General features: G+C 49.3%; 26 protein-coding genes, 1 pseudogene and 2 riboswitches. Of the genes and pseudogenes, 19 read left to right on the top strand and 8 right to left on the bottom strand.

What is annotated here, in order from left to right:
* The first annotated feature begins 265 nt into the window (after window positions 1–265).
* The gene (locus tag RIF25_RS08915; protein ID WP_322878198.1) at window positions 266–1213 is read left to right on the top strand and encodes a serine hydrolase; all 948 of its coding nucleotides are present in this window, start codon (window positions 266–268) and stop codon (window positions 1211–1213) included.
* A gap of 128 nt (window positions 1214–1341) precedes the next feature.
* Here RIF25_RS08915 and psaK read toward each other — a convergent pair whose 3' ends face one another.
* Window positions 1342–1602 carry a photosystem I reaction center subunit PsaK gene (gene psaK / locus RIF25_RS08910; protein ID WP_322878197.1) on the bottom strand — a complete coding sequence of 87 codons (261 nt, stop codon included), beginning with the start codon at window positions 1600–1602 and terminating at the stop codon, window positions 1342–1344.
* A gap of 348 nt (window positions 1603–1950) precedes the next feature.
* Window positions 1951–2077, top strand: a riboswitch (cyclic di-AMP (ydaO/yuaA leader).
* 110 nt (window positions 2078–2187) lie between these two features.
* On the opposite strand from psaK, the gene RIF25_RS08905 reads away from it, so the two are divergent.
* The 7 genes and pseudogenes from RIF25_RS08905 to psb34 all read left to right on the top strand — a co-directional run bounded on the left by RIF25_RS08905 (window position 2188) and on the right by psb34 (window position 7312).
* Window positions 2188–3531 (top strand): ArsB/NhaD family transporter, encoded by a 1344-nt coding sequence (locus RIF25_RS08905; protein ID WP_322878196.1) that lies wholly within the window; start codon window positions 2188–2190, stop codon window positions 3529–3531.
* Between the two features lie 174 nt (window positions 3532–3705).
* Window positions 3706–4272: a hypothetical protein gene (locus RIF25_RS08900; RefSeq protein WP_322878195.1), complete on the top strand. Its 567-nt coding sequence runs from the start codon at window positions 3706–3708 to the stop codon at window positions 4270–4272.
* A 55-nt stretch (window positions 4273–4327) separates the two neighbouring features.
* Window positions 4328–5725, top strand: coding sequence for an argininosuccinate lyase (gene argH / locus RIF25_RS08895; RefSeq protein WP_322878194.1), 1398 nt, complete (start codon window positions 4328–4330; stop codon window positions 5723–5725).
* Window positions 5726–5936: 211 nt separating this feature from the next.
* Window positions 5937–6062, top strand: a pseudogene (locus tag RIF25_RS17250) (DUF6888 family protein); the annotation flags it as partial.
* Complete coding sequence (locus RIF25_RS08890; protein WP_322878193.1) at window positions 6059–6547, top strand: DUF6887 family protein; 489 nt, start codon at window positions 6059–6061, stop codon at window positions 6545–6547. The pseudogene RIF25_RS17250 and the gene RIF25_RS08890, both read left to right, overlap by 4 nt.
* Window positions 6544–7038, top strand: a complete 495-nt coding sequence (locus RIF25_RS08885) for a hypothetical protein (protein ID WP_322878192.1) — start codon at window positions 6544–6546, stop codon at window positions 7036–7038. Before RIF25_RS08890 ends, RIF25_RS08885 begins: the two co-directional genes overlap by 4 nt.
* Window positions 7039–7141: 103 nt before the next feature.
* Window positions 7142–7312: a photosystem II assembly protein Psb34 gene (psb34, locus tag RIF25_RS08880; protein ID WP_322878191.1), complete on the top strand. Its 171-nt coding sequence runs from the start codon at window positions 7142–7144 to the stop codon at window positions 7310–7312.
* A 2-nt stretch (window positions 7313–7314) separates the two neighbouring features.
* On the opposite strand, the gene RIF25_RS08875 is transcribed toward psb34, so the two are convergent.
* Entirely contained in the window at window positions 7315–8907 is a 1593-nt protein-coding gene (locus RIF25_RS08875) for a bifunctional aminoglycoside phosphotransferase/ATP-binding protein (protein ID WP_322878190.1), read from the bottom strand.
* 247 nt (window positions 8908–9154) lie between these two features.
* A riboswitch (Glutamine riboswitch) is annotated at window positions 9155–9289 on the top strand.
* A gap of 65 nt (window positions 9290–9354) precedes the next feature.
* Between RIF25_RS08875 and RIF25_RS08870 the strand changes: the two genes are divergently transcribed.
* Together RIF25_RS08870 and RIF25_RS08865 are read left to right on the top strand one after the other, a co-directional pair.
* Window positions 9355–9804, top strand: a complete 450-nt coding sequence (locus tag RIF25_RS08870; protein ID WP_322878189.1) for a DUF4278 domain-containing protein — start codon at window positions 9355–9357, stop codon at window positions 9802–9804.
* Between the two features lie 176 nt (window positions 9805–9980).
* Entirely contained in the window at window positions 9981–10451 is a 471-nt protein-coding gene (locus RIF25_RS08865) for a DUF2127 domain-containing protein (protein WP_322878188.1), read from the top strand.
* A gap of 5 nt (window positions 10452–10456) precedes the next feature.
* Here the strand turns inward: RIF25_RS08865 and RIF25_RS08860 are convergent, their stop codons facing one another.
* Together RIF25_RS08860 and RIF25_RS08855 are read right to left on the bottom strand one after the other, a co-directional pair.
* Entirely contained in the window at window positions 10457–12388 is a 1932-nt protein-coding gene (locus tag RIF25_RS08860) for a caspase family protein (RefSeq protein WP_322878187.1), read from the bottom strand.
* Between the two features lie 313 nt (window positions 12389–12701).
* Entirely contained in the window at window positions 12702–12989 is a 288-nt protein-coding gene (locus tag RIF25_RS08855) for a hypothetical protein (protein WP_322878186.1), read from the bottom strand.
* Between the two features lie 345 nt (window positions 12990–13334).
* Here RIF25_RS08855 and RIF25_RS08850 point away from each other — a divergent pair, with 345 nt between their 5' ends.
* From RIF25_RS08850 to recN, 5 genes are all read left to right on the top strand, one after another.
* Complete coding sequence (locus RIF25_RS08850) at window positions 13335–14393, top strand: tetratricopeptide repeat protein (RefSeq protein WP_322878185.1); 1059 nt, start codon at window positions 13335–13337, stop codon at window positions 14391–14393.
* Window positions 14394–14600: 207 nt separating this feature from the next.
* A complete protein-coding gene (locus RIF25_RS08845; RefSeq protein ID WP_322878184.1) occupies window positions 14601–15857 on the top strand; it encodes a DUF697 domain-containing protein in 1257 nt (418 codons plus the stop codon).
* A gap of 12 nt (window positions 15858–15869) precedes the next feature.
* Window positions 15870–17054 carry an Era-like GTP-binding protein gene (locus RIF25_RS08840; protein WP_322878183.1) on the top strand — a complete coding sequence of 395 codons (1185 nt, stop codon included), beginning with the start codon at window positions 15870–15872 and terminating at the stop codon, window positions 17052–17054.
* Window positions 17055–17159: 105 nt separating this feature from the next.
* Window positions 17160–17504 (top strand): hypothetical protein, encoded by a 345-nt coding sequence (locus RIF25_RS08835; protein ID WP_322878182.1) that lies wholly within the window; start codon window positions 17160–17162, stop codon window positions 17502–17504.
* Window positions 17482–19260, top strand: coding sequence for a DNA repair protein RecN (gene recN, locus RIF25_RS08830; RefSeq protein WP_322878181.1), 1779 nt, complete (start codon window positions 17482–17484; stop codon window positions 19258–19260). The genes RIF25_RS08835 and recN overlap by 23 nt, the downstream gene beginning before the upstream one ends.
* A 29-nt stretch (window positions 19261–19289) precedes the next feature.
* On the opposite strand, the gene RIF25_RS08825 is transcribed toward recN, so the two are convergent.
* Window positions 19290–20309, bottom strand: a complete 1020-nt coding sequence (locus tag RIF25_RS08825) for an o-succinylbenzoate synthase (RefSeq protein WP_322878180.1) — start codon at window positions 20307–20309, stop codon at window positions 19290–19292.
* Between the two features lie 471 nt (window positions 20310–20780).
* Window positions 20781–21704 carry a carbohydrate ABC transporter permease gene (locus tag RIF25_RS08820; RefSeq protein WP_407682373.1) on the bottom strand — a complete coding sequence of 308 codons (924 nt, stop codon included), beginning with the start codon at window positions 21702–21704 and terminating at the stop codon, window positions 20781–20783.
* Between the two features lie 104 nt (window positions 21705–21808).
* On the opposite strand from RIF25_RS08820, the gene RIF25_RS08815 reads away from it, so the two are divergent.
* Genes RIF25_RS08815 through tatC form a run of 3 tightly spaced genes read left to right on the top strand, consistent with a single transcriptional unit; the run spans window position 21809 to window position 23738 of the window.
* A complete protein-coding gene (locus RIF25_RS08815) occupies window positions 21809–22282 on the top strand; it encodes an EVE domain-containing protein (protein ID WP_322878178.1) in 474 nt (157 codons plus the stop codon).
* Complete coding sequence (locus tag RIF25_RS08810; protein WP_322878177.1) at window positions 22279–22872, top strand: hypothetical protein; 594 nt, start codon at window positions 22279–22281, stop codon at window positions 22870–22872. The genes RIF25_RS08815 and RIF25_RS08810 overlap by 4 nt, the downstream gene beginning before the upstream one ends.
* Before the next feature lie 32 nt (window positions 22873–22904).
* A complete protein-coding gene (tatC, locus tag RIF25_RS08805; protein ID WP_322878176.1) occupies window positions 22905–23738 on the top strand; it encodes a twin-arginine translocase subunit TatC in 834 nt (277 codons plus the stop codon).
* 24 nt (window positions 23739–23762) lie between these two features.
* On the opposite strand, the gene RIF25_RS08800 is transcribed toward tatC, so the two are convergent.
* Window positions 23763–24833 (bottom strand): linear amide C-N hydrolase, encoded by a 1071-nt coding sequence (locus RIF25_RS08800; protein ID WP_322878175.1) that lies wholly within the window; start codon window positions 24831–24833, stop codon window positions 23763–23765.
* Between the two features lie 370 nt (window positions 24834–25203).
* Between RIF25_RS08800 and RIF25_RS08795 the strand changes: the two genes are divergently transcribed.
* Window positions 25204–26211: a cobalamin-binding protein gene (locus tag RIF25_RS08795; protein WP_322878174.1), complete on the top strand. Its 1008-nt coding sequence runs from the start codon at window positions 25204–25206 to the stop codon at window positions 26209–26211.
* A 54-nt stretch (window positions 26212–26265) separates the two neighbouring features.
* Here RIF25_RS08795 and RIF25_RS08790 read toward each other — a convergent pair whose 3' ends face one another.
* Entirely contained in the window at window positions 26266–26964 is a 699-nt protein-coding gene (locus RIF25_RS08790) for a HEAT repeat domain-containing protein (RefSeq protein ID WP_407682372.1), read from the bottom strand.
* Window positions 26965–26971 lie beyond the last annotated feature (7 nt).

The raw sequence follows: 26971 nt of genomic DNA, 5'->3' as shown, positions 1-26971 counted from the left end.
GCGGAGAATCTTGCCAAGAAATTCCAGATACACCTGCTATTCTAGTAATCCTTCAGAACAAAACAAGGGTGAAATTACGGAGATTATTTCTACAATTTTTGCAGTTTTAATTTTATTCTCTATTTTGGGTCTGGGCAGAATTCCTCATTCTCTGGGGCATCCAACCGAGGCAGAGTGGGAAAGATTAAGACTGCATTTGGCCTGGATTAAGCCTGAGTTCCCTTGAATTGTTTGTACCAATCTGAGCTATCAGTGTGAGCTATCAATGACATTTTTTCAGGTGGATACTACCTTAGCCGTCTTGGGTGAGCAAGTCTTAAACGCTGCTTGGGATAAATTTAGCTGGTTAGGACGGGATGATATTGCCTTGGCCTGGCTCGTCTATTCAAGTCCGGTGATTGTCAATACGGGGGGAGCCTTAAGTCCAGTGGAATTTTGGCAGTATCCAGTCCGGGGATATAGCTATCGGGGGGATGTCCAGATCTACCCGGCCAGCATTGTGAAACTGTTTTATTTAGTGGCCGCCCAAGAATGGCAGGAGTCAGGGATGCTCCCCCCCAATCAAGAATTGGATCGGGCCTTACGGGACATGATTGTTGATTCTAGTAATGATGCCACCGGCCTGGTGATGGATTTACTCTCTGGGACAACGAGTGGCCCCGAACTGCCCCCAGGCCCCTTTGGAACGTGGCAATACCAACGAAACATCGTCAATCGCTATTTTCAATCCCTGGCCTGGCCTGAACTGACGGAGATTAACGTCAATCAAAAAACCTGGTGTGATGGCCCCTATGGGCGAGAAAATGCTTTTGTTGGGGTGAACAAAGAAAACCGCAATCGTCTTTCGGTCAACGCCACAATTCGGTTACTCCATAGTATTGTCGGAGGTGTGGCCGTTAGCTCTGAACGTTCCCAGGCCATGTTAAATTTAATGGCTCGGAGTCTGAACCCAGAGGATTTGGCAGCGGATCCCGAAAATCAAGTCAGCGGCTTTCTTGGTGGGGGATTACCCTTTGAGGCCAAACTATGGTCAAAGGCGGGGTTAACCAGTTGGGTCAGACATGATGCCGCCTATATTGAATTGCCGGGGAAATGCCCCTTTAGCCTAGTTGTCTTTCTAGATAGCAAACTGGCCAGCACCAATGAAGGGGTCTTGCCATTTATTGCGGAACAAATCTGTGTCCGAGTTCCAGCCTTGGATGAATCTCGCTGATAGCTAAAAACTAGTTAATGGCTAGTTAATGGTGATTTCCCAGGCCCCGACTGAGGATCATCTTGAGGGGATTTCCCCGCCCAGGCCTGGAACAGTTTGGAACAGTTAGTGAGCCATTAACTCATTAACTAGAGCACTCCAGAGTTTTGTAAACCACTGACAACCCCCGCAGCCAAAATATGCCCGAGGCTAGTGGTTCCCAGTAGTTCCGGCAGGCCAAACCCTTCAAAGAATGCAGGTAATGCCACCGGTAAGTTTGGCCCCTGCCCACGATTCTTAATCACATAACGTCCAATGGCAATCGTCAACAAATTACAAATGATCACGACTAACCCAACGCTGGGAGTCCAAGTAGTATCAGGGATAGTTGCCAAGAGTAAATGCGTCATCGGCTCGGTTCTCCTTAATCAAATTTGACAAATATTTACTAAAAGTCACAAAACTACGTTTCCGTAGAATTATCCAAGATTGTAAAGAGCCACATTTCCCGTTAATCGGTCTGAAATGATCTGCAACAATTATTGAAACTGCTGGCGGCAATTCCAGGCCAAGGATATCCCCCCAGCAAATTGGGTCAGTCACCCCTCAATGCGCCCGTTCTCAATAACCCTTTGCCGCCAGAGATGATATTTAGTCTCATGGCAAGCTATTTCGGAGCCTCTGTGATACCATCATCCAAACACCGTCTGCTTAATTTTAGGTCTGAGTTGAGTATTCCCGTCTAGAACCTAAAGACGCGATAAAAACGGCACAGGACTAAAAGCGGGGGAACCAATGTATCGGGGCGTATCCAGGCCTGCTTGGAGTGGACATCTCTCAGTCCTAGCCCGTCAGCTAACCCCGTCAGCCATGAGAAAAGGCGATGACAACTAGCCCCAACTACCTCATTTTGGTTCTGGGTTTCAGAGTTGATCCGCAATATTAATTCAAGACAGTGTTCTTCTGAATGTCTAAAACACCGTCCGAGGCGCGTTATGGCAGATTGGCAGGGTATTGTTGCAGCGTTGATTTTTGTAGCCGTCATTGTCTCCATCGTGGCCGAATGGGTTGATCTAACCGTTGCGGCATTTTTAGGAGCATTACTGCTGATTGGCCTAAATATCCTGACTCTCCCCGAAGCAATTAACTACATTGCCCGCAGTCATGGCACATTGGGACTATTTTTCGGCGTTATGGTCTTAGTCCGCTCCTTTCAGCCGACCCAGATCTTTGAATACTTAGGCACACAGATTGTATTTTTTGCCAAGGGGAAAGGAAAACGTCTCCTCCTGGCTATAGTTGGCATTACAACCGTCATTTGTTCCGTGTTACCCAATGCCACCACGGTCATGTTACTCGCCCCCCTGCTGCCCCCGATCGCTGCCGAGCTAGGGATTGATTTTGTCCCCCTGTTGATCCTGATGGTGTTTGTCGCCAATAGTGCCGGATTATTGACCCTCGTGGGGGATCCAGCCACCTTTATTGTCGGTGAAGGGATCAACATGACGTTTACCGAATACCTGATGCGGTTGAGCTTGGGAGGGGCCATTGCCGTTGGCGTGATTATCGTCATGTTACCTTGGCTGTTTCGTAAAACCTGGCAAAAAGAACTCGCAGACTTATCCCACCTCCCCCATCCCCAAATTAACCATCCGCGGGTGTTGGCGATTGGTGGGGTAATCATTGCTTTTGTCCTGACCTTTTTTGTGATTGGGGATTCATTGCCGGTCAAACTTTCACCCGCGGCAGTTGCCTTGTTTGGGGCCGGATTAGCCTTATTGTTAGCCCACAAAAGTAAGATTGACACAGTACCTCACATTCTGCGAGATGTGGACTGGAGTACTTTAATCTTTTTCATGAGTGTCTTTGTCCTAATTGGGGGACTGGAAAAGACAGGGGTCATTGCAAACATTTCAACCTTACTAGCGGCCGTCTTAGGCAAAAACATCTTTTTCGGTTCACTGATGCTTTTAGTCGTCGTTGCGGCCATTTCCAGCGTCATTCCCAATATTCCGTTGGTTGTGGCCATGATGCCATTACTCAAGAAATACTTAATTCAAGTTGGCTTGCTGGGCAGTGAGGTTTTATCCCCAGACTTTACTGGCCCCTATCCACCGGAGGTTCTCCCCCTGTTCTATGCCATGATGTTTGGCGCGACATTGGGGGGTAATGGCACACTGGTTGGGGCTTCAGCCAATATTGTTGCGGCTGGGGTTGCCGAGTTAAACGGCCGTAAAATCACCTTTCATCGCTTTTTGCAGTATGGCCTTCCTGTTGCCTCTGCCCAAGTCTTGGCCCTGGGAATCTTCATAACTCTCCGGTTTTTAATTTGGACTTAGGGAACTTACCTCAAGTAAATATATCCACGTTGTTGCGGATGAGCCTGACCTTGGTAGGTTGGTATAGATGCTCATCATACAAATTATGAAGATTAATCTATATTTATCAAGCTCATCCCCTCCCCAAGGTAATTCCTAAGGTAGAATGAATCATTTCTAATCGGGGGATTAGTCGTGATTGGTGTCCTCCTGCACCAGGCCGGGTTACTCCATCCGGGCCAAATTCAGGTCGTCGTCATGGAGCAGTCAGTCTATGAGGGCCTGAAGTTTGGTGAGATTATTGCCCTTCACGGCTGGCTAAAACAAGAAACCATTGATTTTTTTGTCAAAGAATGGCACTCCCTACTGATTAACCAACCCAACGAACCCATCGGCTATTTCTTTGTCAAGGCCCATCTGCTGACCGAAGACCAAGTCAACCAAATTTTGCAGGAACAATGGCAAACTGGTTATCGATTTGGGGCTGTAGCGGTGCTCAATGGTTGGCTCAAGCAAGAAACGGTAGATTTCTTTCTGAATCATTTAGCCCCCCAAGTCGCCAAGCAATCGGTTCGGATTGAGAAACGCACCATTACCCCCGGTAAAACCTCCCAACCTGGAGTTAAGACAACGTTAGAACAAAAGCATCAAGCCACCTATGTCCAAGGCGGAACGGTGATGCAAATGGACACTCACATTCAAAACTATGATCCCGAAGATTTAGCGGATATGGATAAAGTCGAAGTTAACTGGCTAGGCTAGAAGTCCTGGGAAATTCGTGGCAAGATACAATTCAGTTAAAGAGAGCTAATGCTGCATGGCCACATCCCCCGCCCCACAACCTTGGAGTCAACGGTTTGAATCCGCCCTCCATCCCGCCATTGCCCAGTTCAATGCCAGTATTGGCTTTGATATTGCCCTGATTGAATATGATTTGACGGGTTCCCAGGCCCATGCCCAAATGCTCGGCAAAACTGGGATCATCACATCAGAGGAAGCTACGAAAATTGTCCAAGGCCTGGAGCAAATTCGCCAAGAATATCGCAACGGGGAGTTTAACCCAGGCATTGAAGCTGAAGATGTCCATTTTGCAGTCGAACGCCGCCTGACGGAACTAATTGGGGATTTAGGCAAAAAACTCCACACCGCTCGTTCTCGCAATGACCAAGTGGGAACTGATACCCGGCTTTATTTACGGCAACAGATTCGCGACATCCAGGCCCAACTCCGGCAATGGCAAACGGTGCTCTTAGACTTAGCCGAAACCCATGTCGAAACCCTCATTCCTGGCTATACTCACCTGCAACGGGCCCAGCCTCTAAGTTTGGCTCATCATCTTTTGGCCTATGTGGCGATGGCAGAACGGGATTGGCAACGTCTGGATGAGATTTATGCCCGGGTCAATATTTCACCTTTGGGCAGTGGAGCCTTGGCTGGGACAACCTTTCCAATTGATCGCCATTACAGTGCGGAATTACTCGGCTTTGGGGGAGTTTACGGCAATAGCTTAGATGGGGTCAGCGACCGGGACTTTGCCATTGAATTCCTCTGTGCCGCCAGCTTGATCATGGTGCATTTGTCGCGCATCTCGGAAGAAGTAATTCTCTGGGCCTCGGAGGAATTTAGTTTTGTCTCCCTTACCGACAGTTGCGCCACCGGCTCTAGTATCATGCCCCAGAAAAAAAATCCAGATGTACCGGAGTTGGTGCGGGGCAAAGCGGGGCGGGTATTTGGGCATTTGCAGGGAATGCTAGTGCTGATGAAGGGCTTACCCTTGGCTTATAACAAAGACTTGCAAGAAGATAAGGAAGCTTTATTTGATGCGGTCAACACGGTCAAGGCCTGTTTAGAAGCAACAACAATCTTATTTCAAGAAGGCCTGGTGTTTCGGACAGAACGCTTGGCGGCGGCAGTGGAAGCGGATTTTGCCAATGCAACCGATGTGGCAGATTACTTGGCGGCCAAAGGTGTCCCCTTCCGAGAAGCCTATAACTTAGTCGGAAAAGTGGTCAAAACCTGTGTCAGTCAGGGGAAATTACTCAAAGATTTAACCTTAGGGGAATGGCAAGTCCTCCATGAGCGATTTGAAGGTGATATTTACGCCGCCATTGCTCCCCGTCAAGTGGTTGCCGCCCGAAATAGCTATGGGGGAACCGGATTTGAACAAGTCAGGCAGGCCATACAAGAGGCTAGAGGGGCTATACGTTCTTCTTGACTTGAGTTAACTTCAACCTAGGCAATCAGTCACACTAAACATTATGGAACCAACCAATAAACAGACCCAAGGACTATATAGGCTTTGTGATCGGCTGACCAACATTATTTACAGCACTTTCGGCATCTATTTGGTACATTCAAGCCTTGAATCTAATTCAAAACAGGGGTGTAACACCTTAAGCTGTACCAGTCCAATATCGAATCCGCTGTATCCTGGCTGGCAATACAAAAGTATTGAGCTTGTGCGAATTGACCAACGGACGGGAAATTTATATTTACTGGCTGGAGAAGACTTGGATTTTGAGATAAAAATCACTGGAGGTTACGAACCATGACATCAGCTAATTATAAGTCTATGTCTCTACAGGAGTTACGCCGTTATGTACTAGATCATAGAGACAATATGGATGCGTTTCAAACCTATGTTGATCGCTCTCAAGAAGAGGGACGTATGATCAATATCAACCTTGAGGATATTCAATGGCAAATTGAGGTCGATAAAAAAATGGACTCTTCTCATCATCCTCAAGAACAAGATTACATATCTGAAGTAGTTCAAGTCGTAACCTCCACGGGACAAGAACTGAATATAACCACTTATTTGCTTCGAGTTTATCCTGAAACTTTTAATGGTTATGATGCCTATATGGATATTCCTATGAGCGATCCTTCAGATATACAGACAGTCTATTCCCCTCGTCTTAACAAGAGATGGACTGTTGTCGTTGGCCCCAAAGAGTCGCCGGTTAATGGTTATTTTCGTGGTGATTATTCTGAAAACAATCCCCCTGCATGGGTATTTGGCCTACGTTCAACATGAGTTCATTTGGTAATAATAAAGTTTCTCTGCATGACAAGTCTGACCTGCGGCTGGAAGAAGTTTATACCTGTCCGGTTTGTCAGCATGGGCAAATTAGCCAGATGGTTTTAATGGAGGCTTTTTCCTGTAATTTTTGTCGGCATATTCTATCGGTTAATTTAGAGCGGCAAACCGTCCGTTTAGAAGATAGTAGCCAGGCCTTTCAGTGGCAATGGGATGGACAAACCTGGCGGTCTCTCAGTCAGCAGAATATTCCCTTCACCTATACCTTGGCAGTGGTTGCTGTGGCCTTAATTCTTTTACCCCCCGGCCTGGTGTGGTTGGGCTATTACATCTTTCCCCCGCTACCGGATTCAGATTGGCAATGGTTCCCGTTGGCCTGGGCTGGTTTGACCTTGGTAACCCATCTGGGCCTGGTGTTGGGAATTCTCTTGAATGCCTATCCTAGTTTTGCCTTTTGGCGGTGGCGATTGTCCAGACCCAGTCGGTAAGCTTCAAGAACTAAACAAATATTAAGAACTTTATCCAATTGTCAAGGAAATGAAAGGAAGTTGCTAAGATGACCAAACTTGTCTGATTGTTCTGGACTGTTTTATGCCCTATACCACCGATGATGATGGCCGGCTGAATAATTTTGCCATTGAACCCAAGATCTATGAGGCCCAACCTCCCACTGCGGGACAGAAGCGGCTCTATTTATTTTTAGGTATTGGTGGGGTTGTTTTAGTCCTAGGTTTGATTGGGGTAGCAGCGGCAGTCTCCTAGGTTTATTCAGGATTTGAGGATAATAATTCCCCCAGTTGCGGCCCAAGTTCTTGAGTCGTGTTAATGGTGTGTAACCAGGCCTGTTCGGCGAGACTAAAGGGTTCAAAGGCGGCGATTTGGGCGGCTAAAATTTTGCTCGTGGCATCGGCAATATCCCCTTGACGTTGATTGAGTCGATCATGGAGGACTTCTACAGGTGCGGTGCAGTAAATAAATTTTAGGGGTATTTCTTTGGCACTGGCCTGGGAGATCAGGGTTTGTCGCAGGGCTTGGCGGTCATATTTGGCATCAAGAATCACCGTTGCTCCCTGTTTTGCTAGGAAAATTCCCAACTCTAAGAGGCGGTCATAGGTTTTTTGGGTCAATTCTGGAGTGTAAATCCCCGTTCCCCAGGCCCCTGCGTCATCTCCCCGTTGATCCAAGGCCAGGCCGGCCAAATGTTTTCTGACGGCATCGGAGCGAATCTGAATCCCATGGGTTTGTTGGGCAATCTGGCGGGCGACTGTTGATTTCCCAGAACCGGAAATGCCGACCATGACATAGAGCGCGCCTGTTTGGGGTTGGGTGTAGGCCCAGGCCTGGTGATAATAGTCGGCGGCAGTTTGAGCAATGGTGACTTTATCACTATCGGGAATGGCAGGGTCATTCAAGGCCAGGGAATTCACATTGCCCCGAATATAGGCCCGCATACTCAAATACAAGGGTAACAACACCGCACCCTGGTAATCGTTACTCCACTCTAGATAGGCATTCAAAAAGGTATTGGCTAAATCAGGCCGGCCTCGAAACTGCAGATCCATGACCAAAAAGGCCGCATCGTAGATCACGTCAATGTTGCGAAATTCCTGATTAAACTCAATGCAATCAAAGATTTGAATTAAGCCCTTAAACAGACAAATATTATTCAGGTGAATATCCCCGTGACATTCGCGGATTTTGCCGAGGATCTGCCTTTCCTGAAGCCAAGCCCCATGTTCTTGAAAAAACTGATCGGTAAATGCTTTGGTTGCTTCAAATTGGGCCGCAGTTTGGGAACGCCCGATAAATCCTTGCCCCAGGCCATAGGAGTTTTCGACAATGGTTTGCACCGCTGCTGGACTTCCAAAGGCCGTAATATCGGGACTGGTGGCCGCTTGAGCATGGAACTGGGCCAGTTGTTTCCCCAATTGGATCATTAATTCTAAAGTCAAGGCATTTTCGGCAAAGAGGTGACTAAATAGCTGGGCCTGGTCGAACTGGCGCATTTGAATCGCGTAGTCGCAAATCCTCCCCTCGCCCCGTGACCAGCCATAAGCCCCTGCCGATGTTTCTGACGCGTCAGGATTTTGCTCAATTCCCAAGACTTGGAGATATAGATCTGGGCAGAGGCGTTGATTCAGTCGCAGTTCTTCCTGGCAAAAAAAATGTCGCCGCTCCAGAGTCGAAAAATTCAAAAAGCCAAAATCCGCTGGTTTCTTCACCTTATAGGCATAGTCCCCCGTTAGTAGCACATAGGAAATGTGGGTTTGCAACAGCCGAATTGGAGTCTGCACCGGATGGGGATAAAACTGCGGTTGAACCATGGCTTGAATCAGGGGGGGCAAACTGGCGGTCATGGGGATAAAACTCCGGCCTGGGCAATGTGGCTATTTTGCTCACGAAATCTTATCAAAAGCAAGCCAGGGAGTTAGCCCCGTCAATGTCAAGGATTCCAGGCCAGATTTTTTGATCCCCAGGCCCTGAAAATCCCCCAAACCCAGGTCTATCAAAGAAAACTCCTTAATGAACCCTTAATGTAAAGTTTTCTAAAAAATCGCTCATAATCATCAAACAGTATCTTATGATACAGATTGTAGATGAGTAATCGTTCATCTCTCCCCAAGCTCTCCCGCTGTAACTGCCTCATTCACAATCCAAACGGATTAACGGGTGACATTTAAGAAGCGGTTGATATTGACGGTAGAGACGGAAGTAGGGAATCCCCCGAAGGAACGCGCTGACCGTAGAGCCAATTCCGCTCTAAGAATCATCGAGTCCCCCATGATCCATTCAAGGAGCCTACTATGAATACCCTCAATTACCGTGGTGTCAGCTACACCGTTGATTCAACTTCCGCCGAAATCCTAGCCCGGACACAGGTTATTGAACGTCCCGATCCTGCGCCCAACTTTGCAACGAATGCTGGCCTGCCTGTGCCACAACCCGTGCAAATGCTCACCTATCGGGGGATCAAATACCAGCAATCTCCGGCGGCTCGTTCGATGAAAGATGCCATTTTGTTAAATGAGCATATTGCCGAAGCTGCAGTTGCCAACGATGCCAATGCCGTTTTGCCCTCTGTGGCCGGTTTCCAATCTGACTATGCCTTTCATGTCACCGATGCCCAAGATGTGGAGCCGGAACATCGCCACACTGCGTTCACTTACTTGCAAAATCGCTTGAAAAAAGCCAAAGCAGCCGGTAATGATGTCCAAGCAGAGATGATTCGGGCTGAAATGCAACTCCTCTACTAGAGGTTTAGTTCCTTGAGCACTTCTTGTCATTCCGCCTTTGTTTCTTGTCTCACCTCTTCCTTGACTTAGATTAAGAAAAACTTGATTGCTTGAATTAGGGTTATCCTGCTTTTGGGATAGCCCTTTTTTCGGGGTCTATGTGGTTAATTCTCTAAATTGCGGAAAGGATAAAGAATATGGCAGGGCGATCACGCTCATGGATTGTTAAGGTTGCAGTGGTCAAGAAGGGAATTTTTGCTCTGTTGCTTCTGTTGACCTCTTTTGTGACCGGGGTGACATGGCGGTTTAATGATACCTTTGCCCTCTGGATTCAGTCCCATATTCTCCAAGCAGAGTTTCGAGCTGTCCAGTCCACGTTGAGCTTTCTGAGCCAGACTCCGGTGAATGAACTGAAACTAATTTCTCGCGGCACAGGGGTCTATGGCCTGATGATTGCGGTGGCGGCCTGGGCGGTCTGGGAAGGAAAGATTTGGGGCTATTATCTCTTTGCTGGCCTGGTGGGGATATTACTACCAGTGGAAATTTGGGAATTGCAGCATGATCCCAAGTGGGAAACAGGACTCCTTTTTGGGCTGAACTTAGTGATTTTTGCTTACTTTGCCTGGGAAGCGTGGCATCTCGGCCATCAGAAAAAAACAAACCCCTAAGGCGATTACACAACTCGAAACGTGAAGCAAAACGTAGCCCAGGCCTGGAGATCAAGGGTGTATGCACTGGTAGTAGCTGGCTTGAGGGGTGACTCTGGATTATTTTGATGGAGATCCTGAAGAATGGCCTGGACTAGAACCAAAGCTTCCTTGGGGGGAACGAGACGAGGGGGGTCTCCACTGGTGGGTAGATGAGCTAAATAATCGAGGGCCTGGGTGAACGGGGTACGGCTCAGGAGGAGATAGCTATTGACACAAGGGCTGGTATAGTGCAGTTCTCGCACGGGTAAAGTAGTTGTTAATTGGGGGGCGAGGGTTAGCTGCCAGGTGAGTTGGGGAGAATCCATCAATGTTGGTAAAACCAACAGGCCCGCAGCACTATCCCAGGCCAACCAAAGGGCATAAACGGGGGCCGGACTATAATTTGTGAGCCGATAACAAAATTGCTCCCCCACTTGGAAGGTAACCCCTCGCTCCCAGGCCTGGGCTGAAAAATTCCCGATGGCTGTTTCTGGGGCGGCCCCCAATGCCCGTTCTGTTTGGACCCGGAGCAATAATTCTGGTTGAGGTAGTAATTTTTGCCAGGCCACGGTCACACCCAGGCCGGAGGTTTCGCCATTTAAGGTGAGGCCCAACCATTTATTAGCTAGCAACACTGGAAACATAGTCCCCAGCCGCCGGATCGCCCCTTTAATCGCTTCTCCCGGATTGCCCAGGGTTTGGGGTAAAACAGTCCCACCGGGCCAAGCCAATCCATAAAGACAATGTTCAGCTTCCGACTGGGCAATGACACGATAATCCCCTGTCCCCTCCGTTGTAGCACTGACCCAATCCGTCAACCCATCTAAGCCACTGACTGCATCAATGCGCGTTACCTTATCCAGGGTTTCGGCCAGGCCGATGGTCAAGGTTAAATGATGGGGCAATAGCCGCAACCGCTCTTGCAATAATGTCCCTCTCCTGAGGCCGCTTAAGTCGGCAATTGGGGCTGTGGCCGTTAGTCCGACTGGATTTTGCACCCAAAAAGCTGCGGTGGTTGGGGAGAATTCTGGCATGACGGGCTGAAAATAGCTTTGCCAACCGGCCTGGGTCAGTAGGGGACTGGCCATTCCGCCTAGCCAAATTTGGGCCGTCTGACTGTCCTGAGCAGAGGTGATGATCGCCGCATCGGCCCCTGGCACTGACAAGGTTAGCCCCCCAGTCAGGTTAAGGGTTCCGGGAATGCGCGCCCCCGCCTCGGCCTGCCAGTGGAGATGGATTAGTTCGCCGGTTTGCCGTTCTAAGTCCTGGGCCGCCCAATATCCACTAAGGGAGCTGGTTGAGGCATGACTCCAAAGCTGTTTCGTGATGCTCTGGGTAAAGGCCCCGGCCTGGGTCCCTTGGAGTTGAATTTCTCTGGCGATGGTCGGTTGCAGCCAAATCATGCTTGGGGAGGGGGCTGGGGGAGGGGGAGCAGTGCCGATGGACGGACGGGATCGTTCCACAAGGCCTGGATGGGTTTGAAACCCCGCATCAAAACAACACCAAAATGTTACCCCAGGGGGTAGGGGTAGTTGACTCAACCACCTCAAGGAAATATCACTACTCCCATCGGCCTGGGCATCGTAGGGGATTAAGGTCGCCCCCCGATCAGACACCTGCCGGCCATAGCCACTGAAATGAAGGAATAGTAGATCCCCAGTGGATGCCCCTGATAGTAAAAAATCCTGAATCCCCGTCTCAATGGCCGCCCCTGTTGCCTCTTGATTGGTTAAAACCTGAATATCCCCAGCCCCCCAGGCCAAGCGATAGCGCAATAACTGCTTTTGTAGCTCTACATCAGTGAGACATCCCTGCAATGGCGGTAAAACCTCCCCAGGCCCATGGTGGTTAATGCCAATCAGTAAAGCTCGTCTGCGGGGTGGGGTTGTTGTGGCCAGGCCTGGAGAATTTGCCAATTGAAGAATGAATTCACTGCTGCTTACTCCTGCCAACCAGACCCCAGTCGCCTGTAGAAAATCCCGCCGCTTTAATTCCATAACCTATTTGTCGGGCCGTCTTGCTTGACCTTCCAGATTATATCCCCTTGCCGATAATGGCTTCGTTCAAACTATCCCAATCCCACTTGAGGCAAAAATCATGGGAGGCTGTAACCCTAGCAAAAAAACGCTCTATTTCCGAAAACAATTAGGGTTGGCCTAGTAAATGTCAACACATCCTAGTATGGTGCTACCGATTTAGTGTGCTGATCAAAACAAGTTAGGAAGTGCTTCATGGGCAATGTCTCTGAGATTTTGCTGGCGCTAGAACAGTCCGTGTAATCCGAGGATGATAAGCCCTAGCCTTGGACATCAAAAAAATGACTTTCGTTAACAGGCCCACGGCGGTAATAAAAGCGGTAAACAGAACGGTGAGAATACGAGTGTCGGTGCTCCGTTGTTGAATGAGCAGGTCAGAAACTTCCTTTTGAATGCCGATAGATTTTTTCTCTAGAGCCTGAAACCTGAGATCAATTCTTTCCTCCATGGCGTGAAATCTAAGATCAATCTTTTCTGCCATACTTTTGAACCGTTGATCGGTTTTGGCCTGGTTAACTTTGACTTTAAGGGTGAGGGCTTGGAGATCGGTTTGAACTGTGTTGAGGGTGGTTTACATGGCCTGGAGAATGGTTAAGACCTGGCTTAATTCCGTTTGAGTCGTGACTTCAGACATGACTGATTTCCAGAATAGGGGAGGGGAATACGTCCCGAATACACAAGACAGTTGATGTCTTTTCCAGAAGCTATTGGGGGAGTAGAAATCAGGAGTTTGCCGGGAGAGGTTTGCCAAGTTAGCTAGAATTGACCAAAATTAGACCTTGTGCCCTGTTGATGCTGCATTTGATTATGAGATTTGGTACTTGCGATGTCTTTGCGAATCACGATTTCAGCCCTCTTAGCTGGACTTTGTCTGGCCCTCAGCTCCAATTTAACGGTTGCCCAAGGTCAGAGTCAGCAACTTTCTGATCTACTCCGGCAAGGGCGAGAACTAGTCAGCGCGGGTAACTTTGACCAAGCCCTGCAACTCTATCAACAAGCCGCCCAGCTAGATGCCCGCAATCCCCGGATTTATTCGGCCATTGGGTTTATTTATGCACAACAAAAGCAATACGGCCCAGCCGCCCAAGCCTATCAACAGGCGATTGCCCTAGACCAACAAAATCCTGACTTTTTCTATGCCCTTGGTTTTAACTTGGGGATGACGGGGGAAAATCATGGAGCTGCCGCTGCCTACCGCCAAGCCATTCGCCTCAATCCCCGTTATGTCCAGGCCTATCAAGGGTTAGCGGTGATTCTGGCTCGACTGGGGGATACCCAAACTGCAATTCAGACCTATCGGCAAATTATTGTCATGGAGCCGCGCAATTGGGAAGCCTTTCAGTCCTTGGGAATTTTGTATCTCAACCAAGGGGATATGAACCAGGCCCTCACCGCCCTCCGCCAGGCCAGCCAATTTGTCCCGGATAACCCCAATGTCCAACTCAATTTAGGGCAAGTACTCCTCCAAAGCGGGGATAAAACGCAAGGACTCGCAGCCCTCGAACAAGCGGCCTCTCTTGGGCAAGGGGATGGAAATATCCAATTAACAGTGGGCAAAGTTTTCCTGCTTCAGAATGACTATCAAGGGGCAATTCGGGCGTTTCAACGGGCGACCCAATTGTTACCCAATTCCACCCTGGCTTATATTGGCCTGGGAGAAACCTGGATGATGCTCAAACAACCCCATGAAGCTGTTCTTCCCTATCAAACTGTTACCCGCTTAACCCCCAATAACCCAGAGGCCTTCTACAACTTGGGCGTGGCTTTGAAGGCTAGTGGGCGTAAACGGGAGTCGCGGGAGGCCTTAAAGGTTTCTGAATCCCTTTATAAGGCCCAAGGGAATAAAGAAGGTATCCAAAAGGTCAAAAATGCCATGAAGAATTAAGCCCGCTGGATAGGGTGTTACCCCTTTAGAATTAAAGCGGGGGCTGTTAAAAAACCTCTTTCTCGTTGGGATGAATAGGTAAGACATTTCCTTGGCCTGGGGATTGATTTTTGAGGCTCGGTTCCGGACATTTGCAGATCCCAGTTTTAGGGGTCAGGGAGTTGGTAGGCTTTTAGGTGATGTCTTGCGCGTCCCTTGTTTTGTCCCATGCCTCTTTGGTTTGCTGCGGGTTTAATTACTGTTTTTTGGAGTCTCACCTGGTTATGGTCACATCCGGCCTGGGGGCTGAGCTTGAGTCTGTTGGTCGCTGCCGGGGCCTGGTGGGGGCGCGGGTTTTTGATCAGTTCTGCCAGTCCCCTACCCGCCATTCAAGCTCAGGCCATTACCCCAGGCCAGATTGAGACCCAACTCCAGGCCACCCAGGCCCTGATCACCACCCTCAACCAATACAACACCACTCATAACCTAGAAACCCAACTGTTCAGTATCCGCCAAAATCTCCAACGGCAACATCTGAGTCTTTTCTTATGGGGTAATGTCGGCAACCATTTGGCTAGTTTAGGGGCAGAATTAGCGCGTCTGGGGAATGGAAACTGGCAAATTCAGGTATCCGAAGATTTAAGGGTAATGCCCAACAGCGACTTAATCTTATTTGTGATTTCTGGGGACTTAACGGGTAGTGAGCATCAGGCCTTACAAACCCTTAAAGACCAGCAGCAACGATTCTTAGTGATTTGGCAGGAACCAGCGCGGCCCCACTTAGGGGAATTGGGAATTCTGGAACAGGCCTTAACTCCTAAATTAGCTGAGTTTGTTGCCCCTCGAGATTGGCTCAAAATTAAAGCTCATGATCCAGGCCTGGAGCCTTTACAATCTCGTCTGAGTGAAATTCTAGCAACCGAAAAACAGACTCTAATTTGGCAGCATACCTTACAAGCCTCGATTCGCCTTTGTCAACAAACCCAAAACCAAATAAACCAGGCCCGGAAAGAGTTAGCTCTGCCGATTATTAACCGCTATCAATGGCTCGGAGCCGGTGCAGCCGCTGTCAACCCTGTGCCAATTTTAGATTTAGTCGTGACGGGGGGGCTATTGGTGCAGTTAACCTTGGAGATGGGCAAGCTCTATCAACGCAATTTCAACCTAACCCAGGCCCGCCCCCTAGCCGAAACCCTCCTACGCGTGATGGTGCAATTTGGCGCGGTGGAAGTGACAACCCAAACCCTCAGCCACTGGTTAAAAGGAAATAGCCTCACCTACTTGGCCGGAAGCTGCTTGCAGGGAGCCAGTGTGGCCTATCTCTTGCGCGTGGGAGGACTGAGCTTAATTGACTATTGGCAAACCGTCGCTGCCCAGCCAGAATCTAAGGTAAATTTAGGCTCACAACTCCAGGCCAGCCTGCAAAAAACCATGGCTCAGCTTCCCCGATCCGCCTTTTTCCGTAATTTCCAGCCTCAGGTCTAGGGAAAGGGAACTGTGACAGCACCATTGGATGGTTTAGCCAAGGTTCAGGCTTGTTTACAGCATTTAATCGCCTGGCATCGCCACCATCATCCAGATCAGGAACAGATTTGGGGTGAATTAGTCCCCCTGCAAGAAAAGCTCACCTATCCCGTTTGGCAAATTGCGGTGTTGGGCCAGGTCAGTCGCGGTAAATCGGCCCTGATCAATGCTCTGCTGGGTCAACCCCAATTTCCCACTGGCCCCACCCACGGCATCACCCTCTGGCCCCACTCGGTTCGCTGGCAACTGGAATTAGGGGGACAAACCTTGGCCATAGATTTAACCGATACCCCTGGCCTGGATGAATTAGCAGGGGAACAACGGGCAGCTATGGCCTGGGAGGTGGCCCAACAGGCCGATTTAGTGTTATTTGTCACCGCCGGGCCGTTGAATCCAGTCGAAATTAACGCCCTCAAGAAACTCCAGGAGTTGCAAGTTTCACTCTTGTTCGTTGCCAATAAACAGGATTTGTACTTGGCCTGGTCAAAAGTGGATATTGATTTACAACTCCAACAGGCCGGCCTGGGGCAACTGATCACCCTAGAGCAAATTTTATTAGTCAGTGCGGCCCCGGTAGCAGAAACTGGGCGGGAACTCTTGCCCCCCAATATCCAACCCTTATCCACGGCCTTAACCACTTGGCTGACCGCAACCGCCCCCAAATCTCGGGCCCAACAGGTTCTTAGGCAAACCCTCAGCATTGAACAGCATTTAGGCACTGCCCTCCTAGAGCAACCTCAGCCCCCTCTGACATCCCTCTGGTTTATGCCGCTGGCGGGGTTGGGACTTGTGGTCTGCCCGTGGGGCCTGGGGGATATGGTCTTGGGCCTAGGGAGCAGTTTTGGTCTGCTGCGCTGGTTTTGTCGGTTTTATGGTCTCCCCTTAACCCCACCGGCCAGTGGCCAGGCCTGGCAAATTATTTTAATTTCCACATTGGGTATTGGTTTATTGGGACAAGATAGCTGGGCTGCGCTGTTGGGAGAAGCGGAGGGAAATCTAACGGTGTGGATTGCTGGAATTGGGACTCAAATCATGGCCTGGGCTTGGGGCTTATCGCGGCTGCGGCAGATTATCCGAACCCATGTCCAACAGGGCTATAGCGGCGGCAGTCAGGGGCCTGGGGTACTACTAAAAGCATTAGAAACGATCCTGAACTAATGGGGATTTTATGACCCAACGCTCTGCCTGAGAGACCAGCAAAAACTTTAGAATGCAACTAGCTATGCCCCCAGGCCTGTGAACTCATTTTTGACGGTCTGATCTATGACAACGACTCTTTCTGCAATTACCGCCACTGCTGAACCGGATATTTTTTACCCCAGTGAGGACGGGAAACCCTTGGCGGAAACCTCTGTTCATTTTGATGCCATTGTTGATATTGTCACAACGTTGCGGCTCTACCTGGGAGAAACTGGGATTGTCCTGAGTAATCAGTTTTTCTACTATTCCCGAAGCCGAACAGCGCGCCCACCAGGCCGAGCAAGAACTAGCCCATCTCAGAGCACAGCTACAAGCCCAGGGGATTACTTTAGAGAACAGCTAAGTTATCCTGACAGAGCAGGCCTGAGTCCTTTGTCACGTTGCGATGTTAATTGGCTTACGGATTGAAAACTTTGCTCTGATTGACCAGTTGGATGTGACTTTTGGGCCTGGTCTGAATGTCCTGACTGGGGAAACCGGAGCCGGCAAGTCCATTATCCTGGATGCCATTGATGGGGTACTGGGGGGGAAAATGTCGAGCCGAGTAATTCGGACAGTTCCAGAAACTCAGCCCAACCAGATTCCGCCGCGTACCTTAATTGAAGCCACTTTTTCCCTCACACCGGCCCTGCAAACTTGGCTCACGGCAGCAGAGATTGATCCTCTGGATGAAACAATCATTTGCAGTCGCGAATTGTCTTTAGTCGGGGGAGCATTCCGCAGTCGTTCACGGGTCAATGGGGTCTTAGTTAATCGTCAACAACTCCAGAGCCTCCGAGATCTACTCGTGGCAATTACGGCCCAAGGACAAGCGAACCAACTTCTCCAGGCCGGGCAGCAACGAGATTGGTTAGATAGCTTTGGAGGCCGTGAACTCCTCGTTGCCCGCAAACAAGTCGCCACCGCCTATGCTGCCTATCAACATCTCTGCCAGGCCCAGGAGTCCTATTTACAGGGAGAGCAGCAACGCCTCCAACAGCTTGATCTGTATAAGTTTCAACTCCAAGAACTGCGCCTAGCTAACCTGGAAGATGCCGATGAACTACAACATTTAGAAGAAGAATTTCGCCGCCTCAACCATATCGAGCAACTCCAGTCCCAAGGTTTTCGGGCCTATCAATGCCTTTGTGAGCAGGAGCGGGGCCAGGCCAGTGTGGACTTGATGGGGGAAGCCGCCAGTTTACTTCAGGAGATGCAGGCCTTTGATCCTGGGGTGGCCCCGATCCAAGAACTCGTGGAATCTGCCCTGCTGCAAATCGAAACCGCCAGCCGCCAACTCCGCAACTATACCGATGCCCTGGAAGGGGAACCGCAACGTTTAACCGAGATCACGGATCGCATGGGCCATCTCAAGCAAATTACCCGTAAATATGGGCCGACCCTCCAGGATGCCATCCACTACCAGGCCAAAATTGAGCAGGAATGGCAACTTCTCCAGGCCACCAGCATGAGCCAAGATCAACTAACGGCCCAACTCCAAGCCGCCGAAACCCAACTAGACCAGGCCTGTCAGGAACTCCACCACCTCCGGCAGCAGGCCGCCAACCATCTCAGCCAACAACTCATTAGCCAACTCCAGCCCCTCGCGATGGAACGGGTGCGGTTTGAAGTCCAATTTCGAGCCATTCCCCCCACCAGCCACGGTGCAGATCAGGTCACATTTATGTTTAGTCCCAACCCTGGTCAACCTTTGCAACCCCTGAGTGAAACCGCATCGGGTGGGGAAATGAGTCGGTTTTTATTAGCCTTGCGGGCCTGTTTTGCGACAGTAGAAACGGTCAATACCTTAATCTTTGATGAAATTGATGTGGGGGTTTCTGGACGCGTGGCCCAGGCCATTGGTGAAAAACTCTATCACTTGTCCCAACATCAACAGGTTCTCTGTGTCACCCATCAACCAATTGTTGCCGCCCTGGCCGATACCCACCTACGGGTGCAAAAAAAGGTTCTGGAACCGGAACAGCAAACCATTGTCCAACTCTTGATCCTCAACCCCGACCAACGGGCTGCCGAACTGGCCCAAATTGCTGGAGGTGTCAACGAACAACCCGCCTTAGATTTTGCAACGGCACTCCTGAAGCAGGCCCAAGAGCTTCGTCAATCCCTGGGGACTAACCAAACCACCCCCAAGCCCAAACGAACCCGCAAACCGACACCGGCCTGATCGCTTCTGGGAGTTCTGAGTATCAGGAATTAGGACGTGTGGCGAAACACCTGAATGGCCAATTTCCAAAAATCTGCCAATTCAGCCTTCGTGTTCAAAACCGGGACTGGCCGCCAGGGATCTACCCCCAGGCCCAAGGCATAGCGGGTCAGGTTTAACTCCTGGGCCAAGGCCAAAATTCCCCAGCGACCAATGGCCCCTTCTAAGGCTGAAGACAGGACAATTTGCGACCGATATTGCGGCAAAACCGTGTTTAAGCGCGACCAGGCCCCCATTAACACGGGCTTAATCACCACCGGCCCCCGCCAGCCCAAACCCATGACATTTTCCAGGGCGGTTAGACTATCAACGGTTTCATCTAAGGCAATGGGGGTTTGAAAGTCGTTGGACAAGGCTTGGAGATTAACCCAATCCTGGGGCGGGAGGGGTTGCTCGAGAAATTCAATGGCGATGTAGCGTTGCTCTTGTTGAAATTGACTATTGAGCCGATCACAAAGGGTAAGCCAGGCCCGAGCCGTCCTTAAATTGAGACCGCCATTGGCATCTAAGCGAATTTTGACGGGAGTTTCAGGGTTCAGGCTTCCCAACCAGGCCTGGAAAATCTCTAACTCTCTGGCATGGGGCAGCACGGCAATTTTCCACTTCCAGGCCCCATAGGAGGGTTTGGCTAACTGGGGGACAGTCAGTAGATCCCGGCCGGCTGGCAATAGACCACAGTAGAGAAAGGTTTCGGGCTGTAGGTGAGGAAATTCCGTCAGTTGAGTCCAGGCCTGGGATAGTCCAAATTGACAGGCGGGTAAGGTGTCAGGAATCGCGGCAATTGTTTCTGCGATGATGGTGTTGGGGAGTGTGGCACAAAATGTCCAGGCAGTCCCGATGGATTCGGATCCAAAAGCTGGCAAGGGGGCAATTTCGCCAAACCCCACTTCCCCGGATTCCGACTCTAAGCGGACATAAATCCCTTCCCGAATCCGCCAAGTCCCATGATGGGTTTTTAGGGGCTGACGAAAGGGTTCCTGGTAAAGGAAAAAGCGAGGGTAAGCGTACACAGCAGACTGAATGACCTTGTATGATCTTATCGAAAATGATAGAAAACTATCAGTTTTACAGACAGTTCTACTTAAATTGCGTTCGATTCAGTTCGAGATAGGGTTCAAGGCTTGTAATTTTTGTATATTGAAAATGTTGGCCGATCTCGTGTGGACTATTCGGCTCAAAGTTATATTTCCTTGAAAAAAAGCCGTAGATGCTGGCTTCCCATCTGGCCAAGAACAATTGGCGTTTATGTTTATATTCCTGGGGGCGATAACGGTAGTGAAGATTCTCTCTCAGATTTTTTAACCATGTTAAGAATAGAGTCGAATCTATTAGCTTAGATACTCCAACTTGGACTTAAAAATATAATGCAGGAGCTAATCCAATCGGTTTAGCAATTCCCGATCATAAATCAACACATTCCGTTATTTATGAGATTTTGTCAGAAGCTTATCAATTGGCATAATGAAAGAATCTGAAAACAATCAAGAAATTAATGCTCTCCCCTGACTTAATTTCAAATTAATTAAAGACAGAATGAAAATTACTAAAAATAGGACTAATCCAATTGTACAGGCATAACTAACTTCTAAATCCATGAACGCCTTTTCATAGAGGTAATAAACAATCGTTTTCGAGCTATTTAAGGGGCCGCCTTGGGTCATCACATAGACTTCTTCAAAGACCTTGGTAGCCGAAATGGCTGAAATTACCCCCACCAGCAGCAAATAGGGCCGCATTAAGGGCAAGGTAATATCCCAATGTTTTCGCCAACCATCGGAGCCGTCCAGGGCCGCCGCTTCATAAAGATCCTCGGAAATACCCTGTAAGCCGGCCAAATAAATCACCATATAATAGCCCAGGCCTTTCCAAATTGTTACTGCCATGACGCTAAATAGGGCCAGTTGCGGACTAGTTAACCAGGGGATCGCCGTTTGTACCCACCCTAATTCCTGTAGGAGTTGATTGAACAGGCCCTCTTGGGCATAGAGCCAGCGCCAGGCAATTCCCGCCACCACCATCGAAATAATGACAGGCGTATAATAGGCTGTCCGAAACCAGTGCATTCCCGGCAGTTTTTGATTGACTAGAATCGCTAAGACTAGGGGCATGAAGACTAGAATCGGCACAACCCCCACCAAATACACCAGGGAATTGCCCAAAGTTTGCCAAAAGACCCGATCCTGGGCCAATTGTTGAAAATTTGCTAAACCAACCCATTCCGGGGCCTGGGTGAGATCGTATTCAAAGCGGGTAAAGCTTAAGTAAAACGCCTGAATCGCTGGCCAAAACACCGTCAAACTCATCAGGAGTAAGGCTGGTACCAAGAAAAAATAAGGCGTTCCCCGCTGGAAGTATTGCCGGAACAGCCCTGAGCGTTGAGGCGAAGACACCTTAGATACAGGCATGGATCAGATCAGTAAATTCTTTGAACACAGTTTATCATGCTGCCCTTTACAATAGTCCTAGCTTTGCTTAATGCTCCTTGGTCTATTCATTTTCCCTGGAATTTATGCAGTACTGGTTAATGAAATCTGAGCCAAATACGTTTTCTTGGGCAGACCTAAAAGCCGCTCCAGGCCAGATTACCTGTTGGGAAGGGGTGCGAAATTACCAGGCCCGGAATTTAATGCGTGATGCGATGAAACAAGGGGATCAGGTCTTTTTCTATCACAGTAATGCCAACCCGCCCGCAATTATGGGGATTGCCAAAGTTGTCCGAGAAGCCTATGCCGATCATTTTGCCTTTGACCCCAGCAGTCGCTACTACGACCCCAAAAGTACCCCTGAAAAACCGATTTGGCTGATGGTGGACATTCAATACGAGCGCGACATTATCCCCCCGATTGGATTACCAGAGTTAAGAACTGTGCCAGGCCTGGAGTCCATGATGTTATTGCAAAAAGGCAGTCGGCTCTCGGTGCAGCCCGTTACCCCCCAGGCCTGGGAAATTATTCAGCAATTGCGCCCCGGAGGCCAGACATGAGGGAGAATCGGTCATTTCTGTCCCCTTGGCCGGTGATGGTCTTGGCTCTTGGTTTAGGCGGTGGAGTCATTACTGGAAATCATCGGAGCTTGGCTGCACCCGTGACTATCTTGCCGGAAAATGTCATTTTTGTCCTCGGGACAGAAACTCAAGGACGGGTGATTGAGAGTCATGCACCTTCTGAATTTGGCTTGACTGTACCTAGTTTGTGGTGGGCAGTCCGGCAGTTTGGGCAAAACCTAGTGCGTAATTGGGCCGCCTATCCAGCCGCAAATCGGATCGGTGGACGGGTTGAAGTCTATGTCTCTGGCCAGGCCTGGGGGCAGTTAGACTACTTAAATCGCTATGCCCTATCTAAGCGGATCGGTACCGCAGCCAGTGATTTTGGCTATAACCTATTAGTTATGGACAACTTACGCACCATCCTAGGGGCCTACACCTGTAATTTCCAGGCCTGGCCAACCCCCCTAATTCCAGGAATGCGAGACTTCCAAGGCCAACCCGTACCGGATTTTGTCAGTGGCGCGCAGCCCGTTCCCTTGCAATGTCAGGTTTGGGTTAATCCGGCGATTCCCGTGAGTGTCTTCTAAGCAATTTTTTAGTTCTGATTCCCCAGGGGCCAATGAGTTCTACCCTCGATACCGAAACGCCAGTTGTTGAGCAAAATCTAACCCTCACCTCTGATTCAGATTTAGAGGATGAACCCACTGATCCCAATGATGAGCGGCCCTTTGAAGTGGAAATGGGTTTATTTGACCATCTGGAAGAACTCCGCCAGCGGATTTTCTATGGGTTTATTGCCGTTGCGGCTGGTATCATTGGCTGCTTTACCCAAGTCCGGCCAATTGTTCAACTCCTGCAAGTGCCCGCCCAAGGAGCCAAGTTCTTACAGTTGGGGCCTGGAGAATACTTTTTTGTCTCCTGTAAGGTGGCGGCCTATTGCGGGATTCTAGTCGCCAGTCCGGTGATTATCTATCAGGTGATTCGCTTTGTTTTACCCGGTTTAACTCGCCGTGAACAGCGGTTATTGGGCCCGGCGGTGTTTGGTTCAGCGGCCCTCTTTGTCACTGGCCTGGCCTTTGCCTATGGCTTACTGATTCCGGCTGCCTTGCGCTTTTTCATTAGTTACGGGGCAGATGTGGTGGAGCAAATTTGGTCTATTGATAAATACTTTGATTTTGTCTTGTTGCTCTTATTTGCTACGGGGTTAGCCTTTCAAATTCCGGTTTTACAGCTACTCCTCATTGCCTTGGGGATTGTTTCCGTGCCGCAAATGTTATCGGGTTGGCGATTTGTGATTGTGGCAGCCGTGATTCTGGGCGCAGTTTTGACCCCTTCCATTGATCCGATTACCCAAGGGCTGTTTGGGGGAGCCTTAGTATTTTTATATTTCACCGGCATTGGCCTGGGGATTTTATTTCAACGCTCCACTGGCTTCTCCCAGTCCCCCAATTAAAAATTTTCCAAGAATTAAATGGCTTCAGAAGGGAATTTTATCCGCCTGTTGAAACTTTGTCGTCACATTTCCCGATAGCTCCAGATTATCCGGGTCAAGAATTAAGACCGGGGCCTCATCTCTTAAATCGAGCTTATCGAGATCAACCCAAATCACATTTGGGCTATGACTCAACTCAAAAAAGTAACGCCGATTAGTCAGGTCAATGGCGGTGCGATATTCCGTGTTGTAAAGAGAGCCAGGGATATTATTCGGGGCCCCAAAGGGAACGGAAACATTTCGGGCAATGGCTAAGATCCCAGCAATGGCTTCCTGTTGGGTTTTCGGCTCTGGCAGCATCATTTGGTAATAGGTGGCCCGGACAAAGCGATCTTGGGGATCCACATTGCCAGGGAGGGGTGTTTGCCGAGTTGCATTGGTAAAGTCCCAGGTTTTCAGAAATGCTAACTGCTGGTCATAGGGGGGATCATTGGTCATGACCCGATATTCTGGGCCGTGGTGGATCACTAGGTTGCCGTTGATATATTCCAAAATTGCTGAATCCCCGCTGGCATCCTCAATGGCCAAGTGAACCGTTGCCTTCATCTGATCAATGGCAACCATGACCGGCTGAATCTGCGCCATCAGGGCTATAGCTTCCTTAACCGTGGCGGCATTATCTAATAAGTACTGTCCCCACAGGCCCGCTTGCACCCCAGGTTTCCTCACATCTCGAGGCCCAAAGTCAGTGGCAGTGAGATAGAGCATATGCATCCCCAGGCCCTGTTCATTCAAACCATCGGCCGTGCCCATCCCATAGACGGTGGTGACAAGGCTGCCATATTTAGCTGTCCATTGGGCTGGGTTTTCCGTCACAACTCGGGTTTGTCCCAGGAGGCCGCCATTGCGTTTAATACCGCGGGGAAAGACCGTCAGGATGGGTTCCGTAGATTCTGGCCAGTCCATCGTCCGCCCCACCACCACAGCGAATTTATTGTTATTCCACAAAATGCGTGTACAGGCCTGGGCGGCTGAAGACCCAAGCGTAGCCTCTAGAGTTACAGCCAACATCACAATCAATAGGATATTTCCCAGGAATTGAGTATTTATGATCATTATTAATATTCCTTAGACAGGTTAAGGCGGGATGTGCACCATTGCTGATGATGTCATATTTATTCTTGCTATAGTTGTTTTATTCTGACCAATACCTTACAACATAACTACTCTGGAGGAAATTGAAGTAGATGTTAAACAACTCCCAACCCAAGCGCTTTCGGCTTTTTGTAATTGCTTTCTAGAATCTGACGTGGAAGTATGAGATCGATAATTTGAGGACGATGTAGCTGCCAGCCGCCTTGATACTCCTACTTAAATAGCATTGCCACATTTAGAACAAGAACGCTGTCCTGATCTTTAAGACATCGTGCGTCTCCAGAGTTTTGGGATAAGTATCATCAACTTGAAAATGGTATGGGGTTTAATTTTGCTAAGTAAAAACCTGCGGGTTATTTCCCTCATTCCCAGTGCAACTGAAATTGTGGCGGCGTTGGGCGGTGAACTCTTTTTGGTAGGGCGTTCCCATGAGTGCGACTATCCAGAAACCGTTAAACAGTTGCCCATTTGTACGGCTCCCAACTTTAATCCTCAAGGGAATAGCCAGGCCATTCATGAACGGGTGACAGCACTCTTGGAAAAAGCTCTCAGTATTTATCGAGTTGATTTAGAGCAACTGCAACAGTTAAACCCGACCCATATTATTACCCAGGCCCAGTGTGAGGTCTGTGCCGTTAGCCTCAGTGAAGTCCAGGCCGCGGTGAATCAATTAACCGAAACAGCCCCAGAAATTATTTCTCTCCAACCCCGAACATTGGCCGATGTCTATCAGGATATTCAAACCGTAGCCCAGGCCTTGCATCTTGATCCCAAGCCCGTTCTTGATGACATCGAAACTCGCCTAACCATTGTCAATCTAGAATCTCGAACGCCTGATTTATTCCAAACTCAAACGGATACAAATCCCCTCAAGGTGGCCTGCATTGAATGGACAGCACCGTTAATGGCCGCTGGCAACTGGGTTCCAGAATTAGTGGCATTAGCCGGGGGAGAAAACCTTTTTGGCCAGGTGGGTGAACATTCCCCTTGGCTTGATTTTGCGGAATTGACCAAGGGCCAACCCGATGTAATTATTTTTATGCCCTGTGGATTTAATTTATGCCAAACCCAAGTAGCGGTGCAGGAGTTATTGAGTCAACCGGCCTGGGTAAATTTTCTAGCAAGAGAACATCCTAAACTCTATGCCGTGGATGGCAATCAATATTTCAATCGCCCTGGGCCCAGACTGGTGGATTCGGCAGAAATTATCGGGGAAATTTTACAAGCGGCCCGGAGTCCAGAGGGAGAATTGGGTCAGTGCAAATTTGGTTCCCAAGGGGCCTGGGCTGCGATCCCGATCCAGAGCGATCCAGTAACTCAGGCTGTTGTCGAAGCGTAGAAACCCTGAGCGTTATTTCTAGTTCCTTTATAAAAATAGACCGCAGGCCTAAGCTCAGTGACCGGAATCTACAGGTGAAGAGGGTGTCTTGGCCTGGCTTAATCTCTCGAGGGAAATTTCAGCCGCAGCTTTGACTTGAGGGTGATCATCCTTAGCTAAGTATTTCAGCGCAGACTCGGCTTTCATATCCCCCAGAAACCCTAAACTTTCTGCCACCCGTTGCCGTAAGAGCCAATCCTCGGCCTGGACAAACTTCAAGATATGAGGCACAGCCGCAGGATTCCCAATTTCCCCTAAAGCAGCAATCGCCCCTTGTAGCAGGAGAATGTCATCGGATTTGAGAGCTTCAAGCAAAACTTCATAGCCGCGAGGATCCCGTAAATTCCCCAAGGATACTGCTGCACTGAACCGCACTAGCCAATCCGTATCCTCATAAAAGGCGCGGGCCAGGGGTTCAAAGGCCCGTCCATCTTCTAAATACCCCAATGCCCCGGCTGCATCGGCCCGAATCCCATAATCGGACTCATTTTCCAGTAAATTAACCAGAATGCCATAACACTCTGGAGTTTGTTTAATCCCCAAGGCAAACACCGCCATTGAGCGAATCTGTAACACCTCATCCTGCAAGACTTTTTTAATCAGTGGCACCGCATCCACCGCCGGAACATCCCGCAACGCCGCCAGGGCAAGCATCCGATCACGGGAATTTTGGCTGTCGAGTTTTTCAGAGATTTCAACCAAGGGGGCATTCATGAGAATC

The sequence above is a fragment of the Pseudocalidococcus azoricus BACA0444 genome, from assembly GCF_031729055.1.
In the GTDB taxonomy this organism is placed as follows: domain Bacteria; phylum Cyanobacteriota; class Cyanobacteriia; order Thermosynechococcales; family Thermosynechococcaceae; genus Pseudocalidococcus; species Pseudocalidococcus azoricus.
The sequence above is the reverse complement of the archived record's forward strand: the minus strand, read 5'-3'. Positions and strand labels throughout refer to the sequence as shown.